We start from the raw sequence: 23,464 nt of genomic DNA on the forward strand, positions 1-23,464 counted from the left end.
GGTTCCTTATAGGGGAATAGGATAGATACTTTGTGCATAATCAGCTAAATCCTGCAACATTATCTGTTTTGCTGCTGGCAAATCTGGTGTTTGGGCAATCTGATTCAAACGCTCAAAATATTGCTCCATATAAATAGAACCACCGCCGTCTTTTTCAAGCAAACGAACTTGACGATACTCTTCCCATTCAACCATTTGCTGCTCACTCAATTGATCAGGATAATTTCGTCCAATATAACGCATCAACATTTCAGACAACCGACGATCATCAAAAGATAACGTCAGCTCAGACAAACAATCTGACGGTGTTGAGCGAATCGTCTCCATCCTCACCTTATCTTCACGGGAGAAAAAACCACCTGAGTACAACATCACATCAGGATCTTTGTGAATCGGCCGCTCTTCTTGCATAAAGACATCACTGAGCTTAGCTGCCAAACCAGCATAGCCTTTAATAATGGCAAGATTATGGCGACAAACCGAACCATCCAGTCCTAAGCGTTTGACAACATCACTGTCTTTTAGAAAAGTCGCCGGCGCTACCGCTGGAGATTTATTGTAGTGGATGACCTTTAAAGGCAGCCGCTCTTCGCCATTAAGCTCTTCTTGACGAGTAAAGACACGATGTCGAATCTCTTCCACACTTAAATCGATTAGGGGTTGAGCATCCGCCATTAAATCAAACACGATGACACCGTTTTTGTTGGTTGGATGTGGCGCAATGGGAACAACAAAGGCCGCATAATGCCTTGCCTGACCAAACATACCTGAAATATGCAAAAAAGGTTTCAGACGAGCAACATCGATAAATTGCTGCAGCTCATGTTTTTGACGCATCTTAAAATAGTAAGCAAATAACTTAGGTTGCTTCTCACGAATTAACTTAGCCATTTCAATAGTACCATACACATCTGACAAGGCATCATGTGCTTGTTCATGGACGATACCATTGGCTTTGGTAAGTGCCTCAAGCTTCATTGACACTTGCCCATCTTCTCCTTTCGGCCAAACAATACCATCAGGACGCATGGCATAAGTCATACGGACGAGATCAATAATGTCCCATCGAGAACAATGGTTTTGCCACTCGCGCGCGTAAGGATCAATAAAATTACGGTAGAAGCCATAGCGCACGACTTCGTCATCAAACCGAATGCTGTTATAACCCAAAGCACAAGTACCAGGTACCGACAGTTCCGCCTCGATCGCCTGCATAAACTCGGCTTCACACATTCCCTCTCTGTTGGCATCTTGCGGACTGATACCTGTTAACAAACAAGCTTCAGGCTGAGGCAACACATCCTCCGCGAGACGGCAGTAAAACATGATAGGCTCGCCAATGGGATTAAAATCGAGATCTGTTCTTATGCCTGCAAATTGCATGGGACGATCACGCGCAGGGTCCGTTCCGGTTGTTTCAAAATCAAACCAAAAAAATGAAGTAGGGCCCGATGAGGTCACAAATAATTCCTGTTAGCCATTAAATAAAAAGGTATTATACGCATCTTAAAGAATATTTGTGAAAGTGCATTTGGCGCTGAGAGGAGTGATGTATGCCAATCCCAGTAAATTGTCCTTGTGGAACAGGTAGTCCTTACGAGATATGTTGTGGTATGTACCATAACAATCCAGGCAGCGCCCCAACAGCAGAAACGTTAATGCGCTCTCGCTATACGGCGTTTGCTATTGGTAATTTTGACTACATCGCAGCCACACAAAAACTTCAAGATGAACCAGACCAATCTGGCTCCGACATACAGGACAGTAATGAACACACTCAGTGGATTAAGCTTGACATTAATGCGACAGAAGAAGGACTGGAAAAAGACAAAAAAGGGATAGTGGCTTTTTCCGCTCATTTCAAAGAAGGCAAACACATTGGCCGATTAAGCGAACGGTCCAATTTTAAAAAAGAACAAGGTCAATGGTTCTATGTATCGGGTGAACATGAAATCTTGAAAAACACACCATTGATCAATTCAGAAGCGATGAAAATAGGCCGTAATGACCCTTGTTTATGTGGGTCAGGTAAAAAATTCAAAAAATGCTGCGCCGTTGATTAATGAACGGCGTCCCACTTAGATTGAACATCACGTACCTGATTTTCAATAGATAAGAAACACGCCACTAACTCTGGATCAAAATGAGAATTGGCCGCATTTTTAATATGCTCAAGCGCCTCTTCGACACTCCAAGAACGTTTATAGGATCGCTTCATCGTGAGCGCATCAAACACATCAGCCAAGGCAACGATTCTAGCCGATTGTGGTATAGCCGTTCCTATTAGACCATAAGGATATCCCGAACCATCCCATTTCTCATGATGCCCTAACGCCACTTCTGCCGCCAATTTAAAAAGTGGAGCTTCACTTTTAATCAGTATTTGATGACCAATCACCGTATGCTGACGCATAATCTCCCACTCCGCTTCATTCAACTTGTTCGGTGATTTTAATATGGAATGTGGAATTCCCACTTTCCCGGTGTCATGAAGAGGCGCGGCTAATTTCAATAACTCAACTTGATCCTCACTCCAGCCAATTGCTCTTGCCAAAATGGCACAATAATCTGCCATACGCCACATATGTACACCCGTATCAGTATCATTAAGCTGGCCAACTTCGCCCAACATACCAATCGCAGACTGTAAGGCATCATCCAACTGCCTTGTTCTGTGTTCAATAATCTGCTTATTTTGCTTATTATTTTCCGCTAACTTCAAATGAGTCGCCACTCTCGACAGAGTTGTCAAAGGCGTTATTGGCTTAGTGATGAAATCAACACACCCAACATTAAAACCCTCTTGTTCATGCTGAGCATCATTAATTGCCGTTAAAAAAATAACGGGGATATCCATGGTCTCAGGAGCCGCTTTAAGTCGTTTACAGACTTCAAATCCGTTCATTCCTGGCATCATAATATCTAATAGTACAAGATCTGGAGGATAACGATGTATGATATCCAATGCCGCTTGACCGCTTTTTGCCACTTGTACTTGATAGTGTTCGGCGAGAATTTCTTTCAATAAATCAATGTTTCTCGGTACATCGTCCACGATAAGTACACGCTTATCCTTTAAGCCTATCTGATTCGTTACTTTCATTGTATTCGCCTATGCCTTTTATACAGTAAACCTTACAAAAAACGATTTTTAAAAGACTGCACTTTTAATAGAGCGTCTTGATAATCATAGGATAAAATATCTTCATAAGCCAAAGTCAGAAGATCCAGCCCTTTACTTGAAGCACACTCATTGATAATAAGCGACATCTCTTTTTCAGAAGCTGCATTTCCTTCAATCAACAATTGCTCTAAAGCTTCAAACTTTGAGAGAATAGATTCAATATTTTTGCTCTTCATGCGAGAGGAATTTTTCTCTTTGCTTTCTTTTAAAATCTCTCTCTGGTTGTTGGGCATGTAAAAAGACATTTTTTCAATCAATAGATAAGGATCTAAAGGTTTAAATATCACATCATCAATACCCGAGCTTTTTAGATCATCATTCTTAATGTTAAAAGTATCCGCAGTTAAAACAAGTATAGGTGGCTTCCTGTCACCGAGTGACTGAAAAATCTTCTCACTGGCCTGAAAACCATCCATAACAGGCATCCTAATATCCATAATTATCAAGTCATAGACATTGGAAAGAGACTTATTAACCGCTTCCTCACCGTTTTCAACCCAATCCACTGAGGCACCGACTTTTTCAACAATCGCTTTCACAATATTCGCATTAATTAAATTGTCTTCCGCCAATAAGACAACTCTATTTTTTAAATTCACAATTTCATTAGATGATTTTGGAATCGCTGGTACTGGTAAAGAGACAGTTCCCTTACTTCTCGATTCTAAGAAAAGTACCTGCTTAGTAATATTGTTAGGCGTCACAAGTCCTGACGAGAGATATTTTTTGTCATTCATTTTTCTCCCAGTTAAAAATAATACCTTTTCTCTTAAAAAATCTTCCATTTGTTCGGACACAATCGACTCAACATCAAGCCAATGACGGCTTGCTATAATAGCGGCATGACAATCTAAGAGGTCTGCTGTACTCCATTCGGTATAGTTATCAACATCAAGCGTCTTTAATAACTGAATCATCTCCTTATCTTCTTTGATACAAGCGATATTTTTTAAATGGGGATGGGCTGAGTTTTTATCTGGCTTATATGGAAGATTAATCAGAAAGGTGCAACCCTCACCCAAAACACTTGTGTAGGAAATAGTCCCACCCAACAAAGCGACTAATTTTTGTGTGATACTCAGTCCAAGACCCGTTCCGCCATAGAGACGAGTCGTACTGCTATCCGCCTGCTTAAATACATCGAACACATCGACACCATCTTGAATCCCAACACCACTATCTTTTACTTCGATGAACAAGTCTTGATGACTGGATAAAGACACGTTAACGTGCACAAAACCTTTGTGGGTAAATTTGATTGCGTTACCGACCACATTGAGCAGAATCTGCTGCAATCTTACCTTATCGCCCACCAAGCAATCAGCAATCAAGAAACTGCGTGATACAACAAAATCAATATCTTTGGACACCGCTACTGTTTCATTGCTTTGATATACATACTCTAAAACATCATCCAAACTAAAAGTTTTCTCTTCTAATTCCAGCTTACCGGAATCCACTTTAGAATAATCTAATATACTATTAATTATCTCAAGCAAACTATCGGCAGACTTTTGAATTTTTATTACTTTTTCACGGTGATCTTTTTCTAGCGCCTCGTCTAAAAGCAAGTAACTAAAACCGATAATAACATTCATCGGTGTTCTAATTTCATGACTCATTGTTGCTAAAAACTCGGACTTGATTTTCAAGGCTTTTTCTGCCGAATGAACGGCCACCTCTAATTCATCAGCTAGCTTTTGTGCTCTATTATACGACTCACGAGCAACCTTTAATTGTTTAAAAAGCATTAGTATTATGAAAATCATGGTTATGGTTAATAACGCAATCAAAGAGCCTAAATAGAGAAAAAGACCCAAAGAGTCATTTCTTTGCTTCACTTTTTCTTCTGATCTAAAAGCGACCGTTTCCAATACGGCATTCTCTATTTTCTTAGATAACTCATCAACCTCATTGATTAATAATGCAACATCCACTTCCCTCTTATTCAGGAAAAGCAAATGATCAATGGTGGCTATTTTCATTTTAAAAAAAGCCAATAACTCATCAGAATTTTCAAGCCGATCAAACAGCATTCTCAATTGGCCTTTTTCCAATATATGCACGCGGCTGTATAAAATATCAAATCGTGTTCTGGCATTTGCAAGACGCTCATCCGTGAATCCATCTGACAATAAATCAAGCGCACTTCTTAGTTTTAATGCCTCTCTATCCAATTGATAAGCCGCCCACATGGCATCTTCTTCTACGGCAGACATAATGATTTTTTGTCTATCAACTAACTCAGAGAAAATAAGTACCGACGCACCCATAAAGATAACGGCAGAAAATACCAATACAAAAAATGGAGAGAACTGCCTATCCGCTATTTTGTTAAACACAGGCAAAAAATGGAAGCGCATGATACTGCTACTCCACGCTTATTGATTTAATCTGCCAAACCGATCGATTGTAAATCACTTCATTATTTAAACTTGCAACATCACTGAAAGGGTACAATAAAAACAATGGGCCTTTGGTTCTAACAGACATGGGCTGCCCGTTAATATCCATGGCTAGAATGACTTTATAGTCATAAGCATCTTCAACCGGAACAACCGCACTAAAATCATTCAATGCAGTGACAGTTAAGGTACCGGATTTCACACCAAGAACAGCCATCAAAGATTTGAGCAAGGGACCTCGATATAAATCAACACCTTCACTCCAAGGTGTCGTTGTCTTTTGTTCAACCACCTCTAATTTCATAAGCATTTCACGATCAAATTCAGCGGTTTTGTTGTCTGTATTAGTATTTTTTATGTTACCAGTAACGGTTAAGATGACAGGACCTGTTGGTTTAGACAGCGCATGTGCATATAAACTGGAACAAACCGACATGCCGAACACGATTAAACCAACAGTAAAATATTGTTTCATTTCCAACACCTTAAATTAAAATGAGTTTTATAATGAAGGAGTATAGAGAATAAAAAACCACTTTCCATCTCGCAGTTACGAAATGATACGCTTTCTACACCAAGTAAAACAAAGACCTAACAATAGACACAAAAAAAGCTGCAAAGGCAGCTTTTTCTACAGGACAATCTCTTTACCAGAGTAACGCACTAAGGCACGGGTTGACCTTGGGAGGCAATCCAAATACGAAACCAATCATCATCACTAAGTGAAATTGACATACCATCAACCGCGGCCGCTAAACGCGCAACTTTCCCAGACCCCATAACAGGACAAATACCAGCTGGATGACGTAATAACCAAGCTACAACAATCTGATCCATCTCGCAGTTTTTTTCCTGCGCCAAATCATTCAATATCGTTTGCACACGCTTGGCCTTTTCACTGGAGCCTGAGAACAGTTCACCACCAGCAAAAGGCGACCAAGCCATTGGCGTCACAGCGTGTTGCTGTAAATGGTCCAAGGTACCATCTTCAAAGTGCTGTAAAGCCAAAGGGGATAATTCTACCTGATTAGTAATCAAAGGAGCATCAAGACGAGATTGCAACAAATCAAATTGACGAGGGGTAAAATTCGACACACCAAAATACTTTACCTTGCCAAGCGTAAACAGCAAATCAAACGCTTGCGCCACTTCATCCGCATCCATCAAAGGGCTTGGACGATGCAACAGGAGAGTATCAATGTACTCACACTGTAAATTAGCCAGTGACTTATCAACACTGGCTAGAATATGTTCAGCACGATAATCGTAACGATGAACCTGTATATCAGGACGGCTCTCAGATGGCAGCAATATTCCACACTTGGTTACAATCTCCATTTTATCGCGTAATGCTGGCTGGAGCTTAAGCGCCTTACCAAACAGAGCTTCGCACTGGTAACCACCATAAATGTCGGCATGATCCAATGTCGTTACGCCTAAATCCAGACACGCTTGAATAAAACCTAGCGTTTCTTCAGATGTCATATTCCATTCTTGTAGGCGCCAAAAACCTTGGGCGATACGAGACCCTTCGAAACCAAGAGGATGATACTGATGTCTCATAAATTGTTTCCTATATGTCATTATTTTATTAATGAGCATTCTAAAGAGACTTGATGATAAAAAACAGCAAACTGAGTGAATTTGCAGAACTGACAGCACACCTCATCAAAGGTATACTATTGCGTATTCAAGACTGACCTCTTCAGAAAGAGCGATGCGACCACCTAACAACGGACACACTATAACGAATAAATTACGGCCAATATCGAACACTTATCATTCACACGCAGCGACTCAACGAAGCGCAAAGTCGAAACAATAACACCACTGTGATGGACATAATAATGAATTCAATTACGCTAGGCCCTCTTTCTAAAGCCAATGGAGAAATCCAGATTCCAGGCTCAAAAAGCCTTTCAAACCGTATTTTATTGTTAGCAACGCTAGCAAAAGGCACAACAAGAATTACCAACCTACTAGACAGCGATGACATTCGTCGTATGCTAGAAAGTCTCACCCAGTTAGGCGTGAACTACACCTTAGAAGATAGCGGTACAACCTGTGTACTAGAAGGCCTTGGCGGTCCAATTAAAGCCGACTTTGGCGACTTATTCCTTGGTAATGCTGGCACAGCCATGCGCCCCTTAACGGCTGCGCTTTGCCTAGGCAAAGGAGAGTTTCATCTGCATGGTGAGCCACGCATGCACGAACGCCCCATTGGCGACCTTGTTGATGCTTTGCAAGCACTGGGAGTAGACATCGCGTACGAAGGTGAAAAAAATTACCCACCACTGCGCATCAATGCTAATGGCTTATCTGGCGGAGAAGTCTCCATCAAAGGCAACATCTCAAGCCAATTTTTAACCGCCATCTTGATGAGTGCGCCTTTGGCAAAAAGTGATTTAACCATCAAAGTGGATGGCGAATTAGTCTCTAAGCCATACATCGACATTACCTTGCACGTTATGAAGCAATTTGGTGTAGAAGTAGAGAACCAGAATTACCAAGCATTTATTGTGAAAGGCCAACAAACCTACCAAAGCCCAGGCGAAATCATGGTGGAAGGCGATGCGTCATCGGCGTCTTACTTTTTGGCCGCCGCCGCCATTGCCGGTGGAAAAATCAAAGTACATGGTGTTGGCACAGACAGTGTACAAGGCGATGTGAAATTTGCTGATGTATTGGCAAAAATGGGGGCAAAAATCACCTATGGTCCAACATGGATCGAAGCGGAGCATAGCCACTTAAACGGTATTGATATGGACATGAACCACATCCCAGATGCGGCCATGACCATCGCAACCACCGCCCTATTTGCCAAAGGCCCAACAACGATTCGCAACATCTACAACTGGCGCGTAAAAGAAACCGACCGCCTGTATGCTATGGCCACTGAACTGAAAAAACTCGGTGCTGACGTAATTGAAGGCGAAGACTTCATTACTGTTAATCCCGTTGAGAAGCTCCAACATGCGGCCATTGACACCTACAATGATCACCGCATTGCGATGTGTTTCTCTCTGGTGGCTTTTTCTGATACACCAGTGACCATAAACGACCCAGGCTGTACTTCAAAAACCTTCCCAACGTATTTTGAACTGTTTCATTCTATAGCAAGTTAAAAGCTTGCATAACTCCTTACCCTTTCTTCAAAGGTAAGGAGTTATGCTACTCAAAACCACAAACACTGGCTCTTGTAGGCTTTACTATTATTGAATTAGCACTAAGTTATGACCATAAGTGATTGATTCCCGCGAATGCTGGAATGACGATCATGGCTATGATTATTAGCGCAGCTAAGAGGCAAGTAATTACACCCGAAGAGATAAACATTCAGTCAAGCTCTTGATCAGTCACATCCATTCGCTCATGCAAAACGCTTACTATTTCAAGTTTTGTCTGGCTGGTCTGATATAGAACCAGATGATGCCTAAAATGGATTTTCCGAATGCCAGCTAAAATATCGTCCGCAGAGCGACCTAATTACGATATCAAGCATCGATCCCTGCCCGTCCCTTTGCCTCCGCAATAATACTAGCAACATTAAAATCTGCTGCCTGACCACTCTCTAAACCAGCAGCAACAGCAGAGCGCAAAGCCTTCAATTTCATTTGATAAACTTCGTCTTGTTGCATTTTTAGACATTATTAACTCAACTAACAACCACCGAAAAATAAAAAAGCCCCAGCTTTTTGAGGCTGGGGCAAGGCTCTCAATACAAAGGGAAATGCATCGATAAAACACTAAGAATGGGGTTGTGCTGGCGTTTCTAGCTTTTCAATTTGCTCAGGTGTTAGCAAAGCATACAAGCTTGCACGGTTTTTTGCGTAAGCAAGGGTAAGATCTTCTGTTAACTCGCCCGTTTTTTCAGCAAGATCATCAACCTTGTCTAGGTAGTCTTTTGAGCTTGGTGACAAACTACTTAGCTCCATTTGAGTCGTTTGTAATTGCTCTTGAATGTTACGGATGGCCTTACCATCTTTTTCGAAAAGATCAGACACTTTCGATTGTGTTTTCTCGTCCAAGCCAAGCTGTTGCGCTATACGGCTTGCTAGCTGCTCATGACTAGGCGCGGCATTTATCGGAGCCTCTTGTGTCGTTTGGCCTTGCATTGCCTCACTTTGTGGCGCTTTTGTTTCTGCAAAAGCACTCACAGCCACACCGGTTATAATCGCGGCACTCAAACCGATAACACCCATCATTCCTGCTTTTTTACGATTAAACATAGTTAGCTCCTTAAGCTTTGTTTCCTGTTTGGATGAAATCTATTATGTCTAATTATTTGTCAAACAGTGTCAAAGAGAGTGAATCGAGATGCACAACTTGTCATGAGAGCGTAAGGGAAAATGCGCATTCACGGATTTTCCCTACTAACCAAGCAAGGATGAACATATTCTTAGAAATGGAATCAAATGGCTTGACGCGCCATTCTCTTTTTAACGGTGTGAAAGGGCTGGGTCCCAATCTTTCCAAACAACGTCGCGCCCCTGCTTACGAATCATTGCCATAATATCCGCAACGGGACGCTCATCACTTATCTCAAACTGCTCAAGCGCTTCTTGAGCGTCCTCTGCGTAGCCACCCGGTTGCGTTTTCGATTCTGCACTCATTGTCGTAAAGCCCATCCGCACTGCATGATGACGAAACTCAGGCGATTCACGTGTAGACAAGCTCATTTCTAAATCTCGATCAAACAAGCGCCACGCAGCAATAAGCTGAACCAACTGACGATCAGAGATGACTGATTTCGGAACGATCCCGCCTTCACAAGGACGAATACGTGGAAACGCCACGCTAAAGCGGCTGCGCCAGTAACACTTTTGCAAATGCCGTAAATGATGCGCCATCATCACGGAATCCGTACGCCAGTCTTCCAGCCCAAGTAACACGCCTAAACCAATTTTATGAATGCCAGCCTGCCCAATACGATCAGGCGCGTCTAGACGATAATTGAAGTTAGACTTATTGCCGCGCAAATGATGCTCAAGATACGTCGTACGCCGGTACGTCTCTTGATACACCAGCACACCATCTAAACCGATATTTTGCAGCTGTTTATAGTCCCTCACCTCTAACGGTTGCACTTCCATAGAAAGCTGACTGAAATGCGGCTTAATGAGCGGAATCATGCGCTCAAAATAAGGCATAGAGACTTTATTGGTCTCGCCAGTCACTAAGAGAATATGATCGAAGCCTTTGCTTTTAATGGCAAGCACTTCTTTTTCTATCTGCGATTCATTCAGCGTGAGGCGCTTTATCGCATTACTCATGGAAAAGCCACAATAAGTGCATTCATTCGCGCAGGTGTTAGACAAATACAAAGGCGCGAATAAACTCACCGTATTGCCAAAGCGCTGTAAGGTTAGCCGCTCACTTTTCGCCACCATCTCCAGCAAATATGGCTCTGCCGCAGGGGAAATCAAGGCAGCAAAATCCGCCACATCCAATTTACTCTTGCTCAAGGCGCGTAATACATCTTGCTCGGTTTTCTCTTGATGAGATTGTGTCACCGCTTGCCAGTCTGTACTTTCGACAAAATGGCTAAACTGACCTTTTACTGCTGGGCTTTGTTCTAACATGCGAATTTTTTGACTGGCCTCTTCCATCATGACAAAGCTCCAATGAAATCCGTCAAAGGGCTAGTGGCATTCGCTTGTAAACGTTTTTCACCCAAACCCGACTCATAAGCCATACGCCCTGCTTCCACAGCGAGTTTAAAGGCCTTACCCATTTGAGCCGGCTGCTTAGCAACGGCCATGGCCGTATTGACCAATACCGCATCCGCACCAATCTCCATCGCTAATGCGGCGTCGGACGGCGCTCCAATGCCCGCATCGACAATCACAGGCACCCTACTTTGCTCAATGATAATTTCCAAAAAAGGGCGACTCGCCAAGCCCATATTAGAACCAATGGGCGACCCAAGCGGCATCACACACTGGCAACCCACTTCTTCTAAGCGTTTGCAAAGCACGGGGTCAGCATGAACATAAGGCATAACCACAAAGCCTTTTTTGATCAATTCTTCCGCGGCCAACAAGGTTTCCATACCATCTGGCATCAAATAGCGTGGATCTGGGTGAATTTCTAATTTCACCCAGTGTGTCTCCAACGCTTCCCTAGCAAGCTCTGCCGCAAAAACCGCTTCCTTCGCAGTACGAGCGCCAGATGTGTTGGGCAATAACTTCATACCCTGACGCTGCAGAGGCAGAAGAATATTGTCCGTTTGATTTTTTAAGTCCATACGACGCAACGATAAGGTCACCAGCTCACTTTCACTGGCAGCTAAAGAGTCCATCATGGCCTGAGCGCTGGCATATTTGCCTGTGCCAGTAAATAATCGAGAATGAAATTCGTGTCCGGCAATCAATAAAGATGACATGTTAGCCCCCAGCAATAGATTCAAAAATAAACACCTGACTTTGTTCATTCAACTTAGTCGTGCGCCACAAACTTTTTGGTACGACTTGTTGATTGATCGCTATGGCAATGCCTTGTTGGCTTTTCTCCAACTCAAGCAGTAAATCTTCGAGGGTATTTCCAACAAATTCATAAGGCTCTTCGTTTAGCACAATTTTCATCGCTCACCTCTCACATGGTTCTTGAAGGCCACCATTAAAGATCGTGTTGTGGCTTCTGGCTCTATCGCTTTGGTGATGGCTGTCACTAAAGCAACACTATCGACTCCCGTTCGTGTGACAGCCGGTAAACGTTCGCCTGTAATGCCACCAATGGCCACCGTGGGAAAGGCACCTTTTAATAGCGTGGCATAATGAGTAAGACGCGTTAAACCTTGCGGTTGAGATGGCATGTCTTTGGTTTGCGTGGGAAAAATATGCCCTAACGCGATGTAACTTGGCTGAATAGATTGTGCACGCGCAATTTCATAGTAGCCATGTGTACTGATGCCGAGACGCAATCCGGCCGCTTGAATTTGCGTCAAGTCCGCCACATCTAAATCCTCCTGACCAAGATGCACGCCGTACGCACCAAACGTGATAGCGTGCTGCCAATAATCATTAATAAAGACTTGAGCGTCGTATTCTTTTCCTAGGCTAATCGCCTGTTGAATTTTATGCTTTAAATCAGCATCGTTAGGGTCTTTGATGCGCAACTGAGCAATTTTCACCCCTTGCTTAAGCACCAGTTCTAACCAAGCCACGGAATCCACCACTGGATATAAACCCATTTTACCAAAATCCATCTTGGCAAACGGCTGATTCATGGACATTATTGGTGAGAATGGAGAGACAATCGTTGGCATATTTTCAATCTGAAGCGGCCAACCAGGTCGTCCCAATGGCCCAGCGCCAGCACCTATTTGCACACCTGTTTTCAATGCGCCCGTTATATAGGCTTTCGCCATGGTCATGGCATCTAGAAGATCGTAGCCATGGGCAATAAAGCTCGCCAACGCAGTCGATAAGGTGCAACCAGTACCTCGGGTATTATGCACGGTGAGTTTTGCGTAGGAAAACCCAACGATAGTGTCACGATCTACCAACCAATCTATGGCTTGTTCTGAGTTTGAGTGCCCCGCTTTTAACAACCACGCACATTTTGATGTCGATAGGTACGCGGCTAATTGACCTTGTATATCAACTGCTGGTTGTTGAGCCGACAAGCCTGTTAACCGCTCAAATTCCATCAAGTTGGGGGTAATGACATCCACAACAGGCAGCAAGCACTCTAATAAGCAAGCCCCAACAGAATCTTGCTGTAAGCGATTACCCGACTCACTGCTCGCGGCCATCACAGGATCAAACACCACCAGCACATGGGGGAAATTTGCTTTAATAGTCTGCACCCAAGAAGCGCACGCTTTGACAATCTCAATAGAAGGTAGCAAGCTAACCTTAATGGCCGCTGGCGGCACATCATCAAGCAAGGTTTGCCATTGCTCATTGAACATAGTCAGCGAAACGGGCTCCACAGAACGTACGGCTTTCGAGTTTTGTGCGGTAATACACGTCACAATGGTTTGCACGTGACATTCTAAATCTTGCCCCGTACGCAAATCCGCTTGAAGTCCAGCGTGGGCAGACGAATCCGATCCCCCCACACACCAGACCACAGGAGGTTTTATCGACATAAATCCTCCTTATCCTTACAAGGATGTTTCTTTTAGTTTATCCGTAGTGAGATAGACATCACTGCCTAACTCACGGAATTGCTCAGACATTTTTTGCATACCGGTTTCGGCTTCACTGATACCAATAGCATCCGACTTTAAAGCACTTACATCGATCTTCTCCGCTTCAAGTTCTAAGCCCTTGGCGTAGTCGCGCACCTCTTGAGTGATTTTCATTGAGCAGAATTTCGGCCCACACATGGAGCAAAAATGCGCCACTTTACCAGAGGCTTGGGGTAAGGTTTCATCGTGATAAGAACGAGCGGTTTCTGGGTCTAACGATAGGTTAAACTGATCCTCCCAACGAAACTCAAAACGCGCTTTCGATAAAGCGTTATCACGAATTTGTGCCCCCGGATGACCTTTGGCCAAATCCGCCGCATGGGCCGCAATTTTATATGTGATTAAGCCCTGCTTAACGTCTTCCTTGTTGGGTAAGCCTAGGTGTTCCTTTGGCGTTACGTAGCACAACATGGCACAACCGTACCAGCCGATTTGCGCCGCCCCAATACCAGAGGTGATGTGATCGTACCCTGGTGCAATGTCTTGAGTTAACGGCCCTAATGTATAAAACGGCGCTTCATGACAATGCTTCAACTGCTCTGTCATGTTCTCTTCGATCAACTGCATTGGTACATGCCCAGGTCCTTCAATCATCACTTGCACATCGTACTCCCAAGCAATTTTTGTCAATTCGCCCAAGGTACGAAGTTCCGACATTTGCGCTTCATCATTGGCATCCATGATCGAACCCGGACGCAAGCCATCCCCCAAAGACAAGGCCACATCGTAAGCCGAACAAAGCTCACAAATGTCACGAAAACGCTCGTAGAGAAAACTCTCTTTATGGTGCGCTAAACACCATTTCGCCATGATGGAACCACCACGAGAAACGATACCTGTCAGACGCTTAGCCGTCATGGGCACATAACGCAGCAAAACACCCGCATGAATGGTGAAGTAATCTACTCCCTGCTCCGCCTGCTCGATCAGAGTGTCGCGAAACACGTCCCAATTAAGATTCTCAGCGACACCATCGACTTTTTCTAAAGCTTGATAAATCGGCACAGTGCCGATTGGCACAGGTGAGTTACGCAAAATCCATTCACGAGTTTCATGAATGTTTTTACCCGTCGATAAATCCATTACCGTATCCGCGCCCCAACGAGTCGACCACACCAGCTTTTCTACCTCTTCTTCAATGGAAGAGGTCACGGCAGAGTTACCAATATTGGCATTCACCTTTACCAAAAAGTTACGCCCAATGATCATCGGCTCGGATTCAGGATGATTGATGTTATTAGGAATAATGGCACGACCTCTTGCCACTTCATCACGAACAAACTCCGGCGTAATACGCGTTTGTAGGTTCGCTCCGAAGCTCTGGCCAGGATGCTGTCGCAATAACAACTCGCTCTTTATGGCATCGATATTTTGATTTTCACGTAAGGCAATGTATTCCATTTCTGGAGTGATGATACCTTGGCGCGCGTAATGCATTTGCGTCACACACTTACCTTGACGAGCCCTGCGCACTTTGGGCAATTCTTTGAAACGCAACTCGTCCAGAGACGAATTTTCTAGACGCGATTGAGCAAACTCAGAAGACACACTTGGTAATATTTCGGTGTCATCGCGTTTATCAATCCATGATGCACGCATGGGAGCCAAACCACGATAAACATCGATGTTTTCCTGTGGGTCCGCATAGGGGCCTGAGCAATCGTACACATAGATGGCTTCATTAGGCTCAAAAGTGAGATTATCTGGATCAGAACCAATCGGCGTGTCCGTCAAATTAATCTTACGCATTGGCACACGAATCGAATCATCTGATCCAGTTAAGTAAATGCGCTCGGAAGCGGGAAAAGGTCTTGCTTGTAATGATTCGATAAAAGACTTCGCCGCTTGGCGTAACGCTTCACGAGAGGACTTTTTAGAGGTATTCGCTGGTTTATTACTGGATTCATTTGTAGTCGACATGAGCACTTCCCTTATTATAAAAATGGAGAATTGCTTGTCTGGGTGCTGTTTCACAGGCAAACGCATTGAGGGCGTTTATTGCAAAACATGAACCCTGAATTTTAGTAGAAAAGAGGCTTTACATGATAAGACCGCATCGATTCCATAAAAATCAGGAGCTCATTCGATGCAGAAAAGAAAAAGTGAAGATTTTCTTGTTTCCTACGCGGGTATTAGCCCGATCAGGTTCTGCGGATCCCGCATTTAATAATGCGATCTCAGCCAAATGGCACTCCGACAAGTAGGCCTGAGTATACTCAGTCTGATCGGAATGTAAACACCCATATTTGCTATGGGCGTTTATCTAAGAAACGTGCCGAAAGCTCACTCGCTCTGCATTTCCAGTGCCATTTTGTAAAGATGATTTTTCTTTTCACCCGTTAATTTGGCTGCCATCGCGGCAGCTTGCTTAACAGGCAAATCTTCGAGCAAAATGGTCAAAATTCGCCTCGCTTCTAACTCTGCTTCATTGCCACTTTCTTGCGTAAAACTCAACATCACAACGAATTCACCACGCAGTTGATTGGCATCGGCATCAAACTGAGCCAGAATCTCAGACGCGGTTCCAGACAAAAAAGTCTCAAAAGTTTTTGTCACTTCACGAGCCAACACTAATTGAGCATCGTCACCGTACACTTTTTGAACATCGGCGATGGAATCATACACACGGTGCGTAGACTCGTAGAAAACCACGGTACCTACCTGCTTTTTCCAGGCTTCAAATAAATCACAGCGGCCTTTGGATTTAGCGGGAACAAAGCCGGCAAAAAAGAATTGGTCAGTTGGTAAGCCAGAGGCACACAAAGCCGCAACCAAGGCACAAGCACCGGGTATGGGCACCACTTTGTGCCCTTTTTCACGTAGCGCATGGACCACATGATAACCTGGATCTGAAATCAATGGCGTGCCTGCGTCAGAGACCAAAGCAACGTTTTTCCCTTCATCCAGTAAACTTGCCACATAATCGGCTTTGTCTTTTTCATTGTGATCATGAATAGAAAATAATTTTGCTTCGATGGCAAAATGATTGAGTAAACGTCGAGTATGGCGCGTGTCTTCCGCTGCAATATAGTCTACATCACGTAAAGTTTGCTCGGCTCTTTTGCTAAAATCGTCTAGATTTCCAATTGGGGTTGCAACTATGTATAACGACCCTCTCGCATCATCAGAACTATGTGGTAACATGTTGCCTCTTTTATTTGTCATTTTGTAAGCTTATGAGCCTCATTAATTATCGCATCATATCATTAACTCTATGCTCTTTTCTTCTGAGTGCCTGTAATTCCATGAATTTAAACATGGATGCACAGCAAAACGCCGCCCGATACACGGGTAACGGCTCGACACAAGAAGGAACGCTACCACCCAGCATATACCATCCTTTTAAAGGGACTGGTGTGTCTGGGTCTTTGGCAGATGCCTACAATTCCGCCAAAATTGACTATGAGCAAGGTGAGTATCAACACACTATCGACACACTTGAAAACAAAGTGCTGCCTATTAATTCACCTATTCAATTTGATGCGTATTTATTAGCGGCCTTAGCCACCGCCAATTTAGACGATTCAATAGAAGCTTTAAACTATCTAGCGCAAGCAGGTAAGCTTTCTAGCGCAAGCTATCCTGACAATCAGAATAAGCTGAAGCAGACAAAAGCTTCTGTTTTGGAATATTTCGGTAATTGGGTCGAAGTTGTCATGCTACGCATGGACTTAACGTACAACCTACCACTTAACGACCGCGAAGAAAATCAAACCCGCCTCTGGATGGCTGTGCAAAACCTAACGCAGAATGAGATAGAAGAGCTGTACAAACAACAGAACCCTATCCTTAATGGTTGGTTAAACATCAGTAGCATTCTACGAGATCAGTCGCTGTCAATAGAACAGCAAATCAATGTGTTCAAAAAGTGGCAGTCTGAAAACCCTAGCCACCCCGCAGCCATTTCACCGCCACAAGACTTTGAAATTATGTCATCGGTTGAAAAGATGGCACCAAAGAAAATTGTTTTGATGCTGCCGATGAGTGGAAACCTAGAACGCGCTTCTCAAGCCATTGTGGATGGCTTTTTCGCCAGCTTCTACAATCAAAAAGAAGCCAGACCACAAGTCAGTATTGTCAACGTGAATGAATATCAGAACATTACTGAGGCACTTAATGCGGCCAACGAGAAACAACCTGATGTGATCATCGGCCCGCTACAGAAAAACAATGTGGCGCAAATTAGCCGCTTAGAACTTCCTTATCCCGTTATTGCGCTTAATCAACTGGATTTTAACCAATATACTAAGAATCTATATCACTTCTCCTTAAGTGCCGAAGACGAAATTCACGAATTGATTAATTTTGCGAAACAAGAAGGCGCAACCAAAGCAGCTATTTTAAGCACGCAAGACACATGGGCACTGAAACAAAGTGATGAGTTTAGAGCCGCGGCTGTTGATGAGAACATCACTATTACATCCAATCAATCGTATGCCAACACGCCCCAAGGCCGACAAGATGCCATACAAAAACTTTTATTGATCAATGAAAGCTACGCCCGTAAACGCCTGGTAGAACAATGGACAGGAGTCAGTGTCGACAGTATTGCTCGCTCTCGAGAAGATTTAGATTACGTTTTTTATGTTGGCAAGCTCAATGACGCCAAACAAATACGGCCTCTTCTAGATTTTTACTTTGCCGATAAAATTCCGATGCTAGCCAGCAGCACACTTAATGACAGTGCTCTTGATAGATCGATCAAACCTGGTGATATAGAACGCATCCTCTTTACAGAAGCGCCCGCTCTAACCCCAAATAGCAATGTACTTGATGAGCTGCCTAAAAACCAAAATTCAAATATTCTACGACGCCTTCAAGCACTGGGCGCAGACTCGTATTTATTAGCCAATAAGTATCAATTATTCACGTTACTTCCAAGCACTAAGATTTCAGCCAACACTGGCATTATCACCATGGATAAAGATGGCATCTTTCACAAAAGACCTGTCATCATGACTTACCAAAAAGGAAATTTGGTTTATGCAAACAGCCCTGAATTTTTTGAGAAAAAGGAAAACACCGAAAAATAACGGCGAAAGAGCCGAACAGGCTGCAGAAGACTTTCTTCTCAAACAAGGGTTACACTTTGTAGAACGAAATTTTTTCTGTCGCCTGGGGGAAATTGACTTAATTTTTCTTGATCAACACACGTTTGTTTTCATCGAAGTTCGGTTTCGCGCGAACAGCGCGCATGGCAGCGCCGCTGAAAGTCTTGGTCACTCTAAGCTGAAAAAAGTGCGTAATAGCGCGGCTTTATGGCTACAAAAGAATAATAAAGAAAATAACGCGAGTCGTTTCGACGCAATTTTATTTGACGAAAAAATAGACACTCAACATTTAACTTGGCTTAAAGCAGTATTTTAATCACTATGGATTTTCAAGAAGCAATCTACACACAATTTGCCCAGAGTTTTGAAGCACAACAACAAGCACTGGAAAGTTTACCGCCTTATATTGAACATGCCGCCAAGGTCATTTTTTCAAGCATTGCTTCTGGCGGAAAAATCATTTGCATAGGAAACAGCACCGGCTCTCACCTTGCTCAATACTTCAGCACCTTGATGCTGGATAGGATGGACAGAGAACGCCCAGGCTTACCCGCTATCAATCTTAGCGGTGAGGGCTCTGCCCTATTGGCAATCACTCACAATGACAGCTACCATGACGTCTTCTCTAAACAAATAACGGCGCTCGGCAATCAAGGCGACATACTTTTTGTGATAGCCAACCGCGGCAACACATCGCCTATAATACAAGCCATTCAAGCAGCCCATGAGCGCAAAATGAGTATAGTCGCACTAACAAGCCCAGAAGCCAAAAACGTTTCTTCGCTAACCTCTCAGGACGACACAGAAATAAAGATAAACCTACTTGGCACAGCCAGAGTACACGAATGCCAGCTCAGCGTTATCCATATTTTGGTTGACCTACTAGAACGCCAACTGTTTGGCTACGAAGACTAAAAACCAACAACAAAAACACCTTTATTTTAAAGCAAAAAAAAGAGCGCTAACAAAGTGGCTCTTTTTATATTGCTAAATTCAGCTAAACCGAACAATTTACTTTATTTGACAACCTTAAGCTGAAACCCTTTCTTAGGCTCTGGTGTTGTTGGTGGTGTCGGCTCGTCGTGAAATTCTTCATGCGGAAACACAAAGCCATCACCATTTTCTTTCGCATATAAAGCCAGCGCCGCTCGCATAGGCACGTAAACCTGCATAGGCTTGCCACTAAAACGAGCCTCAAAAGAAACCGCCTCTTTATCCATAATCAAATGACGCACAGCCGACATACCGATGTTCAATACGATCTGGCCATCTTTTACAAACTCAGTAGGCACAACAACATCTTTCTGATCTGCATCCACCAACAAATAAGGTGTCATCTCATTATCCGCCACCCAAGCATAGGCAGCATTTAACAAATAAGATCTTTTCGGTAACATTCTTCCTCCGACCTAATTAATATTTAGTAAAAAAAAGGAGCACTAAGCTCCTTTTTTGTGACTTGATACAACCGCTTCAGAGGCTGAAGCTAGTCTAAACGCATCTCTTGTTCTGCTTCAGAAAGACTTTCTTGGAAAGACTCACGAGAAAAAACAAGATCCATATATTTATAAAGCGCTCTTGCCTGATCTTTTGGTATCTCTACACCCAATATAGGTAAACGCCACAATATCGGAGCCAAGCAGCAGTCTACTATTGTAAATTCGTCACTCATGAAGTAAGGCTTTTCTTCAAAGATTGGAGTAACGTTAAGCAGACCTTCACGCAACTCTTTCTGCGCTTTAGCAACCGCTTCTTTATCTTTGCTCGTCAAAATCAAATCAACTAATTTTGCCCAGTCACGCTGAATACGGTACATAAACAAACGGCTTTCAGCACGAGCAACAGGATATACAGGCAACAATGGCGGATGTGGGAAACGCTCATCTAAGTATTCCATCATCACATTTGGCTCATAAAGAACCAAGTCGCGATCTACCAATGCTGGAAGCTCATTGTATGGATTTACATCGGCCAGCTCATCCGGCTTATTAAACGGGTCTACATCTATGATGTCCACTGTGACGGCCTTTTCGGCCAATACAATACGAACTCGATGGCTGTAATGATCTTCTCCATCAGAAAAGAACGTCATTGAGGAGCGCTTTGCAATAACACCCATGTCTAACCCCTATATTGAAAACATCTACGTCCTCTTCAAAGGAGAGGACAAACTATAATATGCTGACGAAATAACAAAAATATTACACGATTTCGTCATCACAAAAAATCTTTAATGAGACTTTACCACGCACCTTTCTTAAAACAAGGCTTCGAACACTCAGCACTATTGGAATGAAATATGGTCAACCCAATAAAGCAAGCGACACGTAGTAAATTCATAACACTATCATGAAGCCATGAAAATTAAAGCTCAGTTATTCTAACATCATTTTCAGATAATTTTTCTTAGAAAAACAATTTTGTTGTAAGAATCGTATTACTGACTTTATTTCAAGCAAAAAAAACGCTTGGCGAAAACACCAAGCGTTTTGATAATAATTCCAAAGCGAAAAATTAACGCTTAGAGAACTGAGGACGACGACGTGCTTTGCGTAGACCAACTTTCTTACGTTCAACTTCACGAGAGTCGCGTGTAACGAATCCAGCAGAACGTAGAGTACGACGTAGAGTCTCATCATATTGCATCAAAGCGCGTGTAATACCGTGACGGATCGCACCAGCTTGACCAGAGATACCACCACCTTTAACAGTGATGTAAACGTCAAATTTTTCAGTAGCGCCAACAAGTTCAAGAGGCTGACGAACAACCATCTGAGCCGTTTCACGACCGAAGTACTGAGAAAGAGTACGGTTGTTGATAACTAAGTTACCAGAACCCGCTTTAAGGAACACACGAGCGGTAGACGTTTTACGACGACCTGTACCGTAGTATTGAGTAGCTGACATAATGATCTTCCGTATTAAATGTTAAGGGCTTGAGGTTGTTGAGCAGTATGTGGATGCTCAGTACCAGCGTACACTTTCATTTTCTTGTGCATTGCACGGCCCAAAGGACCTTTTGGCAACATACCTTTTACGGCGATTTCAAGAACGCGCTCAGGAGCGTGATCAATCAACTTCTCGAAATTCATAGAACGCAAGCCGCCTGGGTAACCAGTATGGCGGTAGTATTGTTTAGCAGCTGCTTTGTTACCTGTAACGTGAATTTTCTCAGCGTTAATAACAACGATGTAATCGCCAGTGTCAACGTGTGGAGTGTATTCCGCTTTATGCTTGCCACGTAGACGGCGAGCAATTTCAGTAGCCAAGCGGCCTAGAGTTTTGCCTTCAGCATCAACCACGAACCAGTCGCGGCGAACTTCAGCAGGTTTAGCTGTAAAAGTTTTCATCAAAAAACCCTTTCAATACGCGAGCTTAATAGCACGCTATACCTATTATTATTGGTTGGCCAAATAAATAGTATTTGATCAACGTACACTTACCTTTAAAAAGGCGAGCGAAGTATATACCAATAGAAAACAACATGAAAGTAGAAACAGGCTTATGGGCGATGCTCTAGAGATAAATATTCTTCTGATTGCATTTCCAACAAGCGACTAACAGTACGATCATATTCAAATGCAAGGCGTGTCCCCGTGTAAATGTCAGGAATAGCCACTTCGGCAGAAAAAATCACTTTCACATGACGATCATAAAACTCGTCAACCAGATTGATAAAACGCCTCGCCAAATCATCTCTCGAGGCATCCATCTGCGGTAAGTTAGAGATAATCACCGTCGTATACAAACGAGCGATCTCAATATAATCGATCTGACTTCGCGGCCCATCACACAGCGCTTTAATGTCGAACCAAGCCAAGCCCTCACAGCTGCGCAGCAAGGGAATATTTCGCCCTTCTATTTCAACAGCCCCGCCCTCTACAATATGAGAAGCGTCTGAGATCAAGCTCATAAAGCGATCATTTAACTCCTTGTCCGCACTCTCGCTCAGAGGAAAATGATACAACTTAGCTTGCTTTAACGTACGCAACCGGTAATCCACACCACCATCGACATTCATTACTTTGGTGTGTTTTTTCACAAGATCAATAGCCGGCAAAAAACGTGCACGCTGGAGACCATTTTTATACAAACCATCCGGCTCAATGTTTGAGGTGGCAACTAACGTCGTACCATTTTCAAACAACACCTCCAGCAATCCGGCTAAAATCATGGCATCAGTAATATCTGTGACAAAAAATTCATCAAAGCACAGCACTTGGGCTTTGGAGGAAATTTTTTTGCCTACAATTTCTAACGGATTTTTGACATCGTGAAGTTTGCGCAATTCTTGATGAACCATCTGCATAAAACGATGAAAATGCAGACGCATTTTCTTTTCCGTCGGCAAACAATCAAAAAAAGTATCCATCAAGTAAGTCTTACCACGACCCACTCCCCCCCAAAAATAAAGTCCCTGCTCAACCGTAGGCGCCTTCTTTTTCAAAAAACGCCCTAAAAAGCCACCTGTGGCTTTTTCCGCCTGATTGGCGACCAGACGATCAAATAAATCCTGAAGCGCCTCTACCGCTTCCTCTTGAGCGGGATCATAATTGAAGTCTGTTCTTGTTAAATCTTGCTTATAACGTGTAATGGGTGTCATCGCCGCTCTTTCATTAGATTAGTA

At 43.3% G+C, this 23,464-nt stretch carries 23 protein-coding genes, 1 pseudogene and 1 riboswitch; of the genes and pseudogenes, 5 read left to right on the top strand and 19 right to left on the bottom strand.

Features of this window, described 5'->3' with window-relative positions:
- Positions 1-6: 6 nt before the first annotated feature.
- On the bottom strand, positions 7-1,461 hold the full coding sequence (sbcB, locus tag DKT73_RS12825) for an exodeoxyribonuclease I (RefSeq protein ID WP_111638952.1): 1,455 nt from the start codon (positions 1,459-1,461) through the stop codon (positions 7-9).
- Positions 1,462-1,553: 92 nt separating this feature from the next.
- Here sbcB and DKT73_RS12830 point away from each other — a divergent pair, with 92 nt between their 5' ends.
- Positions 1,554-2,063 carry a YchJ family protein gene (locus DKT73_RS12830; protein WP_111638953.1) on the top strand — a complete coding sequence of 170 codons (510 nt, stop codon included), beginning with the start codon at positions 1,554-1,556 and terminating at the stop codon, positions 2,061-2,063.
- Here the strand turns inward: DKT73_RS12830 and DKT73_RS12835 are convergent.
- From DKT73_RS12835 to DKT73_RS12850, 4 genes are all read right to left on the bottom strand, one after another.
- Positions 2,060-3,103, bottom strand: coding sequence for a response regulator (locus DKT73_RS12835; protein WP_111638954.1), 1,044 nt, complete (start codon positions 3,101-3,103; stop codon positions 2,060-2,062). The two genes, DKT73_RS12830 and DKT73_RS12835, sit on opposite strands and share 4 nt — an antisense overlap.
- Positions 3,104-3,135: 32 nt before the next feature.
- On the bottom strand, positions 3,136-5,547 hold the full coding sequence (locus DKT73_RS12840; protein WP_111638955.1) for an ATP-binding protein: 2,412 nt from the start codon (positions 5,545-5,547) through the stop codon (positions 3,136-3,138).
- A gap of 7 nt (positions 5,548-5,554) precedes the next feature.
- Positions 5,555-6,064, bottom strand: coding sequence for a putative pterin-binding protein (locus tag DKT73_RS12845; RefSeq protein WP_111638956.1), 510 nt, complete (start codon positions 6,062-6,064; stop codon positions 5,555-5,557).
- A 188-nt stretch (positions 6,065-6,252) separates the two neighbouring features.
- Positions 6,253-7,152 carry an aldo/keto reductase gene (locus DKT73_RS12850; RefSeq protein ID WP_111638957.1) on the bottom strand — a complete coding sequence of 300 codons (900 nt, stop codon included), beginning with the start codon at positions 7,150-7,152 and terminating at the stop codon, positions 6,253-6,255.
- Positions 7,153-7,436: 284 nt separating this feature from the next.
- Between DKT73_RS12850 and aroA the strand changes: the two genes are divergently transcribed.
- The gene (gene aroA, locus DKT73_RS12855) at positions 7,437-8,714 is read left to right on the top strand and encodes a 3-phosphoshikimate 1-carboxyvinyltransferase (RefSeq protein ID WP_111638958.1); all 1,278 of its coding nucleotides are present in this window, start codon (positions 7,437-7,439) and stop codon (positions 8,712-8,714) included.
- 211 nt (positions 8,715-8,925) lie between these two features.
- Here aroA and DKT73_RS20495 read toward each other — a convergent pair.
- The 9 genes and pseudogenes from DKT73_RS20495 to rsmI form a co-directional block, all read right to left on the bottom strand.
- Positions 8,926-9,060, bottom strand: a pseudogene (locus DKT73_RS20495) (type II toxin-antitoxin system RelE/ParE family toxin); the annotation flags it as partial.
- Positions 9,061-9,083: 23 nt separating this feature from the next.
- A complete protein-coding gene (locus DKT73_RS20500) occupies positions 9,084-9,203 on the bottom strand; it encodes a type II toxin-antitoxin system ParD family antitoxin (RefSeq protein ID WP_408631194.1) in 120 nt (39 codons plus the stop codon).
- A 132-nt stretch (positions 9,204-9,335) separates the two neighbouring features.
- Complete coding sequence (locus DKT73_RS12865) at positions 9,336-9,818, bottom strand: Spy/CpxP family protein refolding chaperone (RefSeq protein WP_111638959.1); 483 nt, start codon at positions 9,816-9,818, stop codon at positions 9,336-9,338.
- A gap of 210 nt (positions 9,819-10,028) precedes the next feature.
- Entirely contained in the window at positions 10,029-11,201 is a 1,173-nt protein-coding gene (gene thiH / locus DKT73_RS12870) for a 2-iminoacetate synthase ThiH (protein WP_111638960.1), read from the bottom strand.
- Entirely contained in the window at positions 11,198-11,974 is a 777-nt protein-coding gene (locus DKT73_RS12875; protein ID WP_111638961.1) for a thiazole synthase, read from the bottom strand. Before DKT73_RS12875 ends, thiH begins: the two co-directional genes overlap by 4 nt.
- A gap of 1 nt (position 11,975) precedes the next feature.
- Complete coding sequence (gene thiS / locus DKT73_RS12880; RefSeq protein WP_111638962.1) at positions 11,976-12,173, bottom strand: sulfur carrier protein ThiS; 198 nt, start codon at positions 12,171-12,173, stop codon at positions 11,976-11,978.
- Positions 12,170-13,684, bottom strand: coding sequence for a thiamine phosphate synthase (thiE, locus tag DKT73_RS12885; RefSeq protein WP_111638963.1), 1,515 nt, complete (start codon positions 13,682-13,684; stop codon positions 12,170-12,172). The genes thiS and thiE overlap by 4 nt, the downstream gene beginning before the upstream one ends.
- Before the next feature lie 15 nt (positions 13,685-13,699).
- The gene (gene thiC, locus DKT73_RS12890; protein WP_111638964.1) at positions 13,700-15,706 is read right to left on the bottom strand and encodes a phosphomethylpyrimidine synthase ThiC; all 2,007 of its coding nucleotides are present in this window, start codon (positions 15,704-15,706) and stop codon (positions 13,700-13,702) included.
- A 181-nt stretch (positions 15,707-15,887) separates the two neighbouring features.
- Positions 15,888-15,992: riboswitch (TPP riboswitch) on the bottom strand.
- Between the two features lie 77 nt (positions 15,993-16,069).
- Positions 16,070-16,930 (bottom strand): 16S rRNA (cytidine(1402)-2'-O)-methyltransferase, encoded by an 861-nt coding sequence (gene rsmI / locus DKT73_RS12895; RefSeq protein ID WP_232827868.1) that lies wholly within the window; start codon positions 16,928-16,930, stop codon positions 16,070-16,072.
- Between the two features lie 113 nt (positions 16,931-17,043).
- On the opposite strand from rsmI, the gene DKT73_RS12900 reads away from it, so the two are divergent.
- From DKT73_RS12900 to DKT73_RS12910, 3 genes are read left to right on the top strand one after another with little or no spacing between them, the layout of a single operon-like run.
- Positions 17,044-18,819: a penicillin-binding protein activator gene (locus DKT73_RS12900; protein WP_232827869.1), complete on the top strand. Its 1,776-nt coding sequence runs from the start codon at positions 17,044-17,046 to the stop codon at positions 18,817-18,819.
- Positions 18,770-19,153 (top strand): YraN family protein, encoded by a 384-nt coding sequence (locus DKT73_RS12905; RefSeq protein WP_111638967.1) that lies wholly within the window; start codon positions 18,770-18,772, stop codon positions 19,151-19,153. Before DKT73_RS12900 ends, DKT73_RS12905 begins: the two co-directional genes overlap by 50 nt.
- Positions 19,154-19,158: 5 nt before the next feature.
- Positions 19,159-19,752, top strand: coding sequence for an SIS domain-containing protein (locus tag DKT73_RS12910; protein ID WP_111638968.1), 594 nt, complete (start codon positions 19,159-19,161; stop codon positions 19,750-19,752).
- A gap of 101 nt (positions 19,753-19,853) precedes the next feature.
- On the opposite strand, the gene DKT73_RS12915 is transcribed toward DKT73_RS12910, so the two are convergent.
- The 5 genes from DKT73_RS12915 to zapE all read right to left on the bottom strand — a co-directional run bounded on the left by DKT73_RS12915 (position 19,854) and on the right by zapE (position 23,440).
- Complete coding sequence (locus DKT73_RS12915; RefSeq protein WP_111638969.1) at positions 19,854-20,234, bottom strand: ClpXP protease specificity-enhancing factor; 381 nt, start codon at positions 20,232-20,234, stop codon at positions 19,854-19,856.
- Between the two features lie 89 nt (positions 20,235-20,323).
- Positions 20,324-20,956, bottom strand: a complete 633-nt coding sequence (locus tag DKT73_RS12920; RefSeq protein ID WP_111606020.1) for a glutathione S-transferase N-terminal domain-containing protein — start codon at positions 20,954-20,956, stop codon at positions 20,324-20,326.
- Positions 20,957-21,351: 395 nt separating this feature from the next.
- On the bottom strand, positions 21,352-21,744 hold the full coding sequence (gene rpsI, locus DKT73_RS12925; RefSeq protein WP_072839866.1) for a 30S ribosomal protein S9: 393 nt from the start codon (positions 21,742-21,744) through the stop codon (positions 21,352-21,354).
- 14 nt (positions 21,745-21,758) lie between these two features.
- Entirely contained in the window at positions 21,759-22,187 is a 429-nt protein-coding gene (gene rplM, locus DKT73_RS12930) for a 50S ribosomal protein L13 (RefSeq protein WP_111606021.1), read from the bottom strand.
- A gap of 152 nt (positions 22,188-22,339) precedes the next feature.
- Positions 22,340-23,440, bottom strand: coding sequence for a cell division protein ZapE (zapE, locus tag DKT73_RS12935; protein ID WP_111638970.1), 1,101 nt, complete (start codon positions 23,438-23,440; stop codon positions 22,340-22,342).
- Positions 23,441-23,464 lie beyond the last annotated feature (24 nt).

It is taken from the genome of Marinomonas shanghaiensis (assembly GCF_003259175.1).
GTDB lineage: Bacteria > Pseudomonadota > Gammaproteobacteria > Pseudomonadales > Marinomonadaceae > Marinomonas > Marinomonas shanghaiensis.

Excerpts from the sequence above, each read along its gene's own strand:
- DKT73_RS12845 (WP_111638956.1), bottom strand. The coding sequence starts at position 6,064 with ATGAAACAATATTTTACTGTTGGTTTAATCGTGTTCGGCATGTCGGTT.
- DKT73_RS20500 (WP_408631194.1), bottom strand. The coding sequence starts at position 9,203 with ATGAAATTGAAGGCTTTGCGCTCTGCTGTTGCTGCTGGTTTAGAGAGT.
- thiH (WP_111638960.1), bottom strand. The coding sequence starts at position 11,201 with ATGATGGAAGAGGCCAGTCAAAAAATTCGCATGTTAGAACAAAGCCCA.
- thiE (WP_111638963.1), bottom strand. The coding sequence starts at position 13,684 with ATGTCGATAAAACCTCCTGTGGTCTGGTGTGTGGGGGGATCGGATTCG.
- aroA (WP_111638958.1), top strand. The coding sequence starts at position 7,437 with ATGAATTCAATTACGCTAGGCCCTCTTTCTAAAGCCAATGGAGAAATC.
- DKT73_RS12835 (WP_111638954.1), bottom strand. The coding sequence starts at position 3,103 with ATGAAAGTAACGAATCAGATAGGCTTAAAGGATAAGCGTGTACTTATC.
- DKT73_RS12900 (WP_232827869.1), top strand. The coding sequence starts at position 17,044 with ATGGATGCACAGCAAAACGCCGCCCGATACACGGGTAACGGCTCGACA.
- DKT73_RS12850 (WP_111638957.1), bottom strand. The coding sequence starts at position 7,152 with ATGAGACATCAGTATCATCCTCTTGGTTTCGAAGGGTCTCGTATCGCC.
- DKT73_RS12910 (WP_111638968.1), top strand. The coding sequence starts at position 19,159 with ATGGATTTTCAAGAAGCAATCTACACACAATTTGCCCAGAGTTTTGAA.
- DKT73_RS12915 (WP_111638969.1), bottom strand. The coding sequence starts at position 20,234 with ATGTTACCGAAAAGATCTTATTTGTTAAATGCTGCCTATGCTTGGGTG.
- zapE (WP_111638970.1), bottom strand. The coding sequence starts at position 23,440 with ATGACACCCATTACACGTTATAAGCAAGATTTAACAAGAACAGACTTC.
- rpsI (WP_072839866.1), bottom strand. The coding sequence starts at position 21,744 with ATGTCAGCTACTCAATACTACGGTACAGGTCGTCGTAAAACGTCTACC.
- DKT73_RS12865 (WP_111638959.1), bottom strand. The coding sequence starts at position 9,818 with ATGTTTAATCGTAAAAAAGCAGGAATGATGGGTGTTATCGGTTTGAGT.
- DKT73_RS12905 (WP_111638967.1), top strand. The coding sequence starts at position 18,770 with ATGCAAACAGCCCTGAATTTTTTGAGAAAAAGGAAAACACCGAAAAAT.
- thiS (WP_111638962.1), bottom strand. The coding sequence starts at position 12,173 with ATGAAAATTGTGCTAAACGAAGAGCCTTATGAATTTGTTGGAAATACC.
- rplM (WP_111606021.1), bottom strand. The coding sequence starts at position 22,187 with ATGAAAACTTTTACAGCTAAACCTGCTGAAGTTCGCCGCGACTGGTTC.
- DKT73_RS12830 (WP_111638953.1), top strand. The coding sequence starts at position 1,554 with ATGCCAATCCCAGTAAATTGTCCTTGTGGAACAGGTAGTCCTTACGAG.
- thiC (WP_111638964.1), bottom strand. The coding sequence starts at position 15,706 with ATGTCGACTACAAATGAATCCAGTAATAAACCAGCGAATACCTCTAAA.
- DKT73_RS12840 (WP_111638955.1), bottom strand. The coding sequence starts at position 5,547 with ATGCGCTTCCATTTTTTGCCTGTGTTTAACAAAATAGCGGATAGGCAG.
- DKT73_RS12920 (WP_111606020.1), bottom strand. The coding sequence starts at position 20,956 with ATGGGTGTTATTGCAAAGCGCTCCTCAATGACGTTCTTTTCTGATGGA.
- DKT73_RS12875 (WP_111638961.1), bottom strand. The coding sequence starts at position 11,974 with ATGTCATCTTTATTGATTGCCGGACACGAATTTCATTCTCGATTATTT.
- rsmI (WP_232827868.1), bottom strand. The coding sequence starts at position 16,930 with ATGTTACCACATAGTTCTGATGATGCGAGAGGGTCGTTATACATAGTT.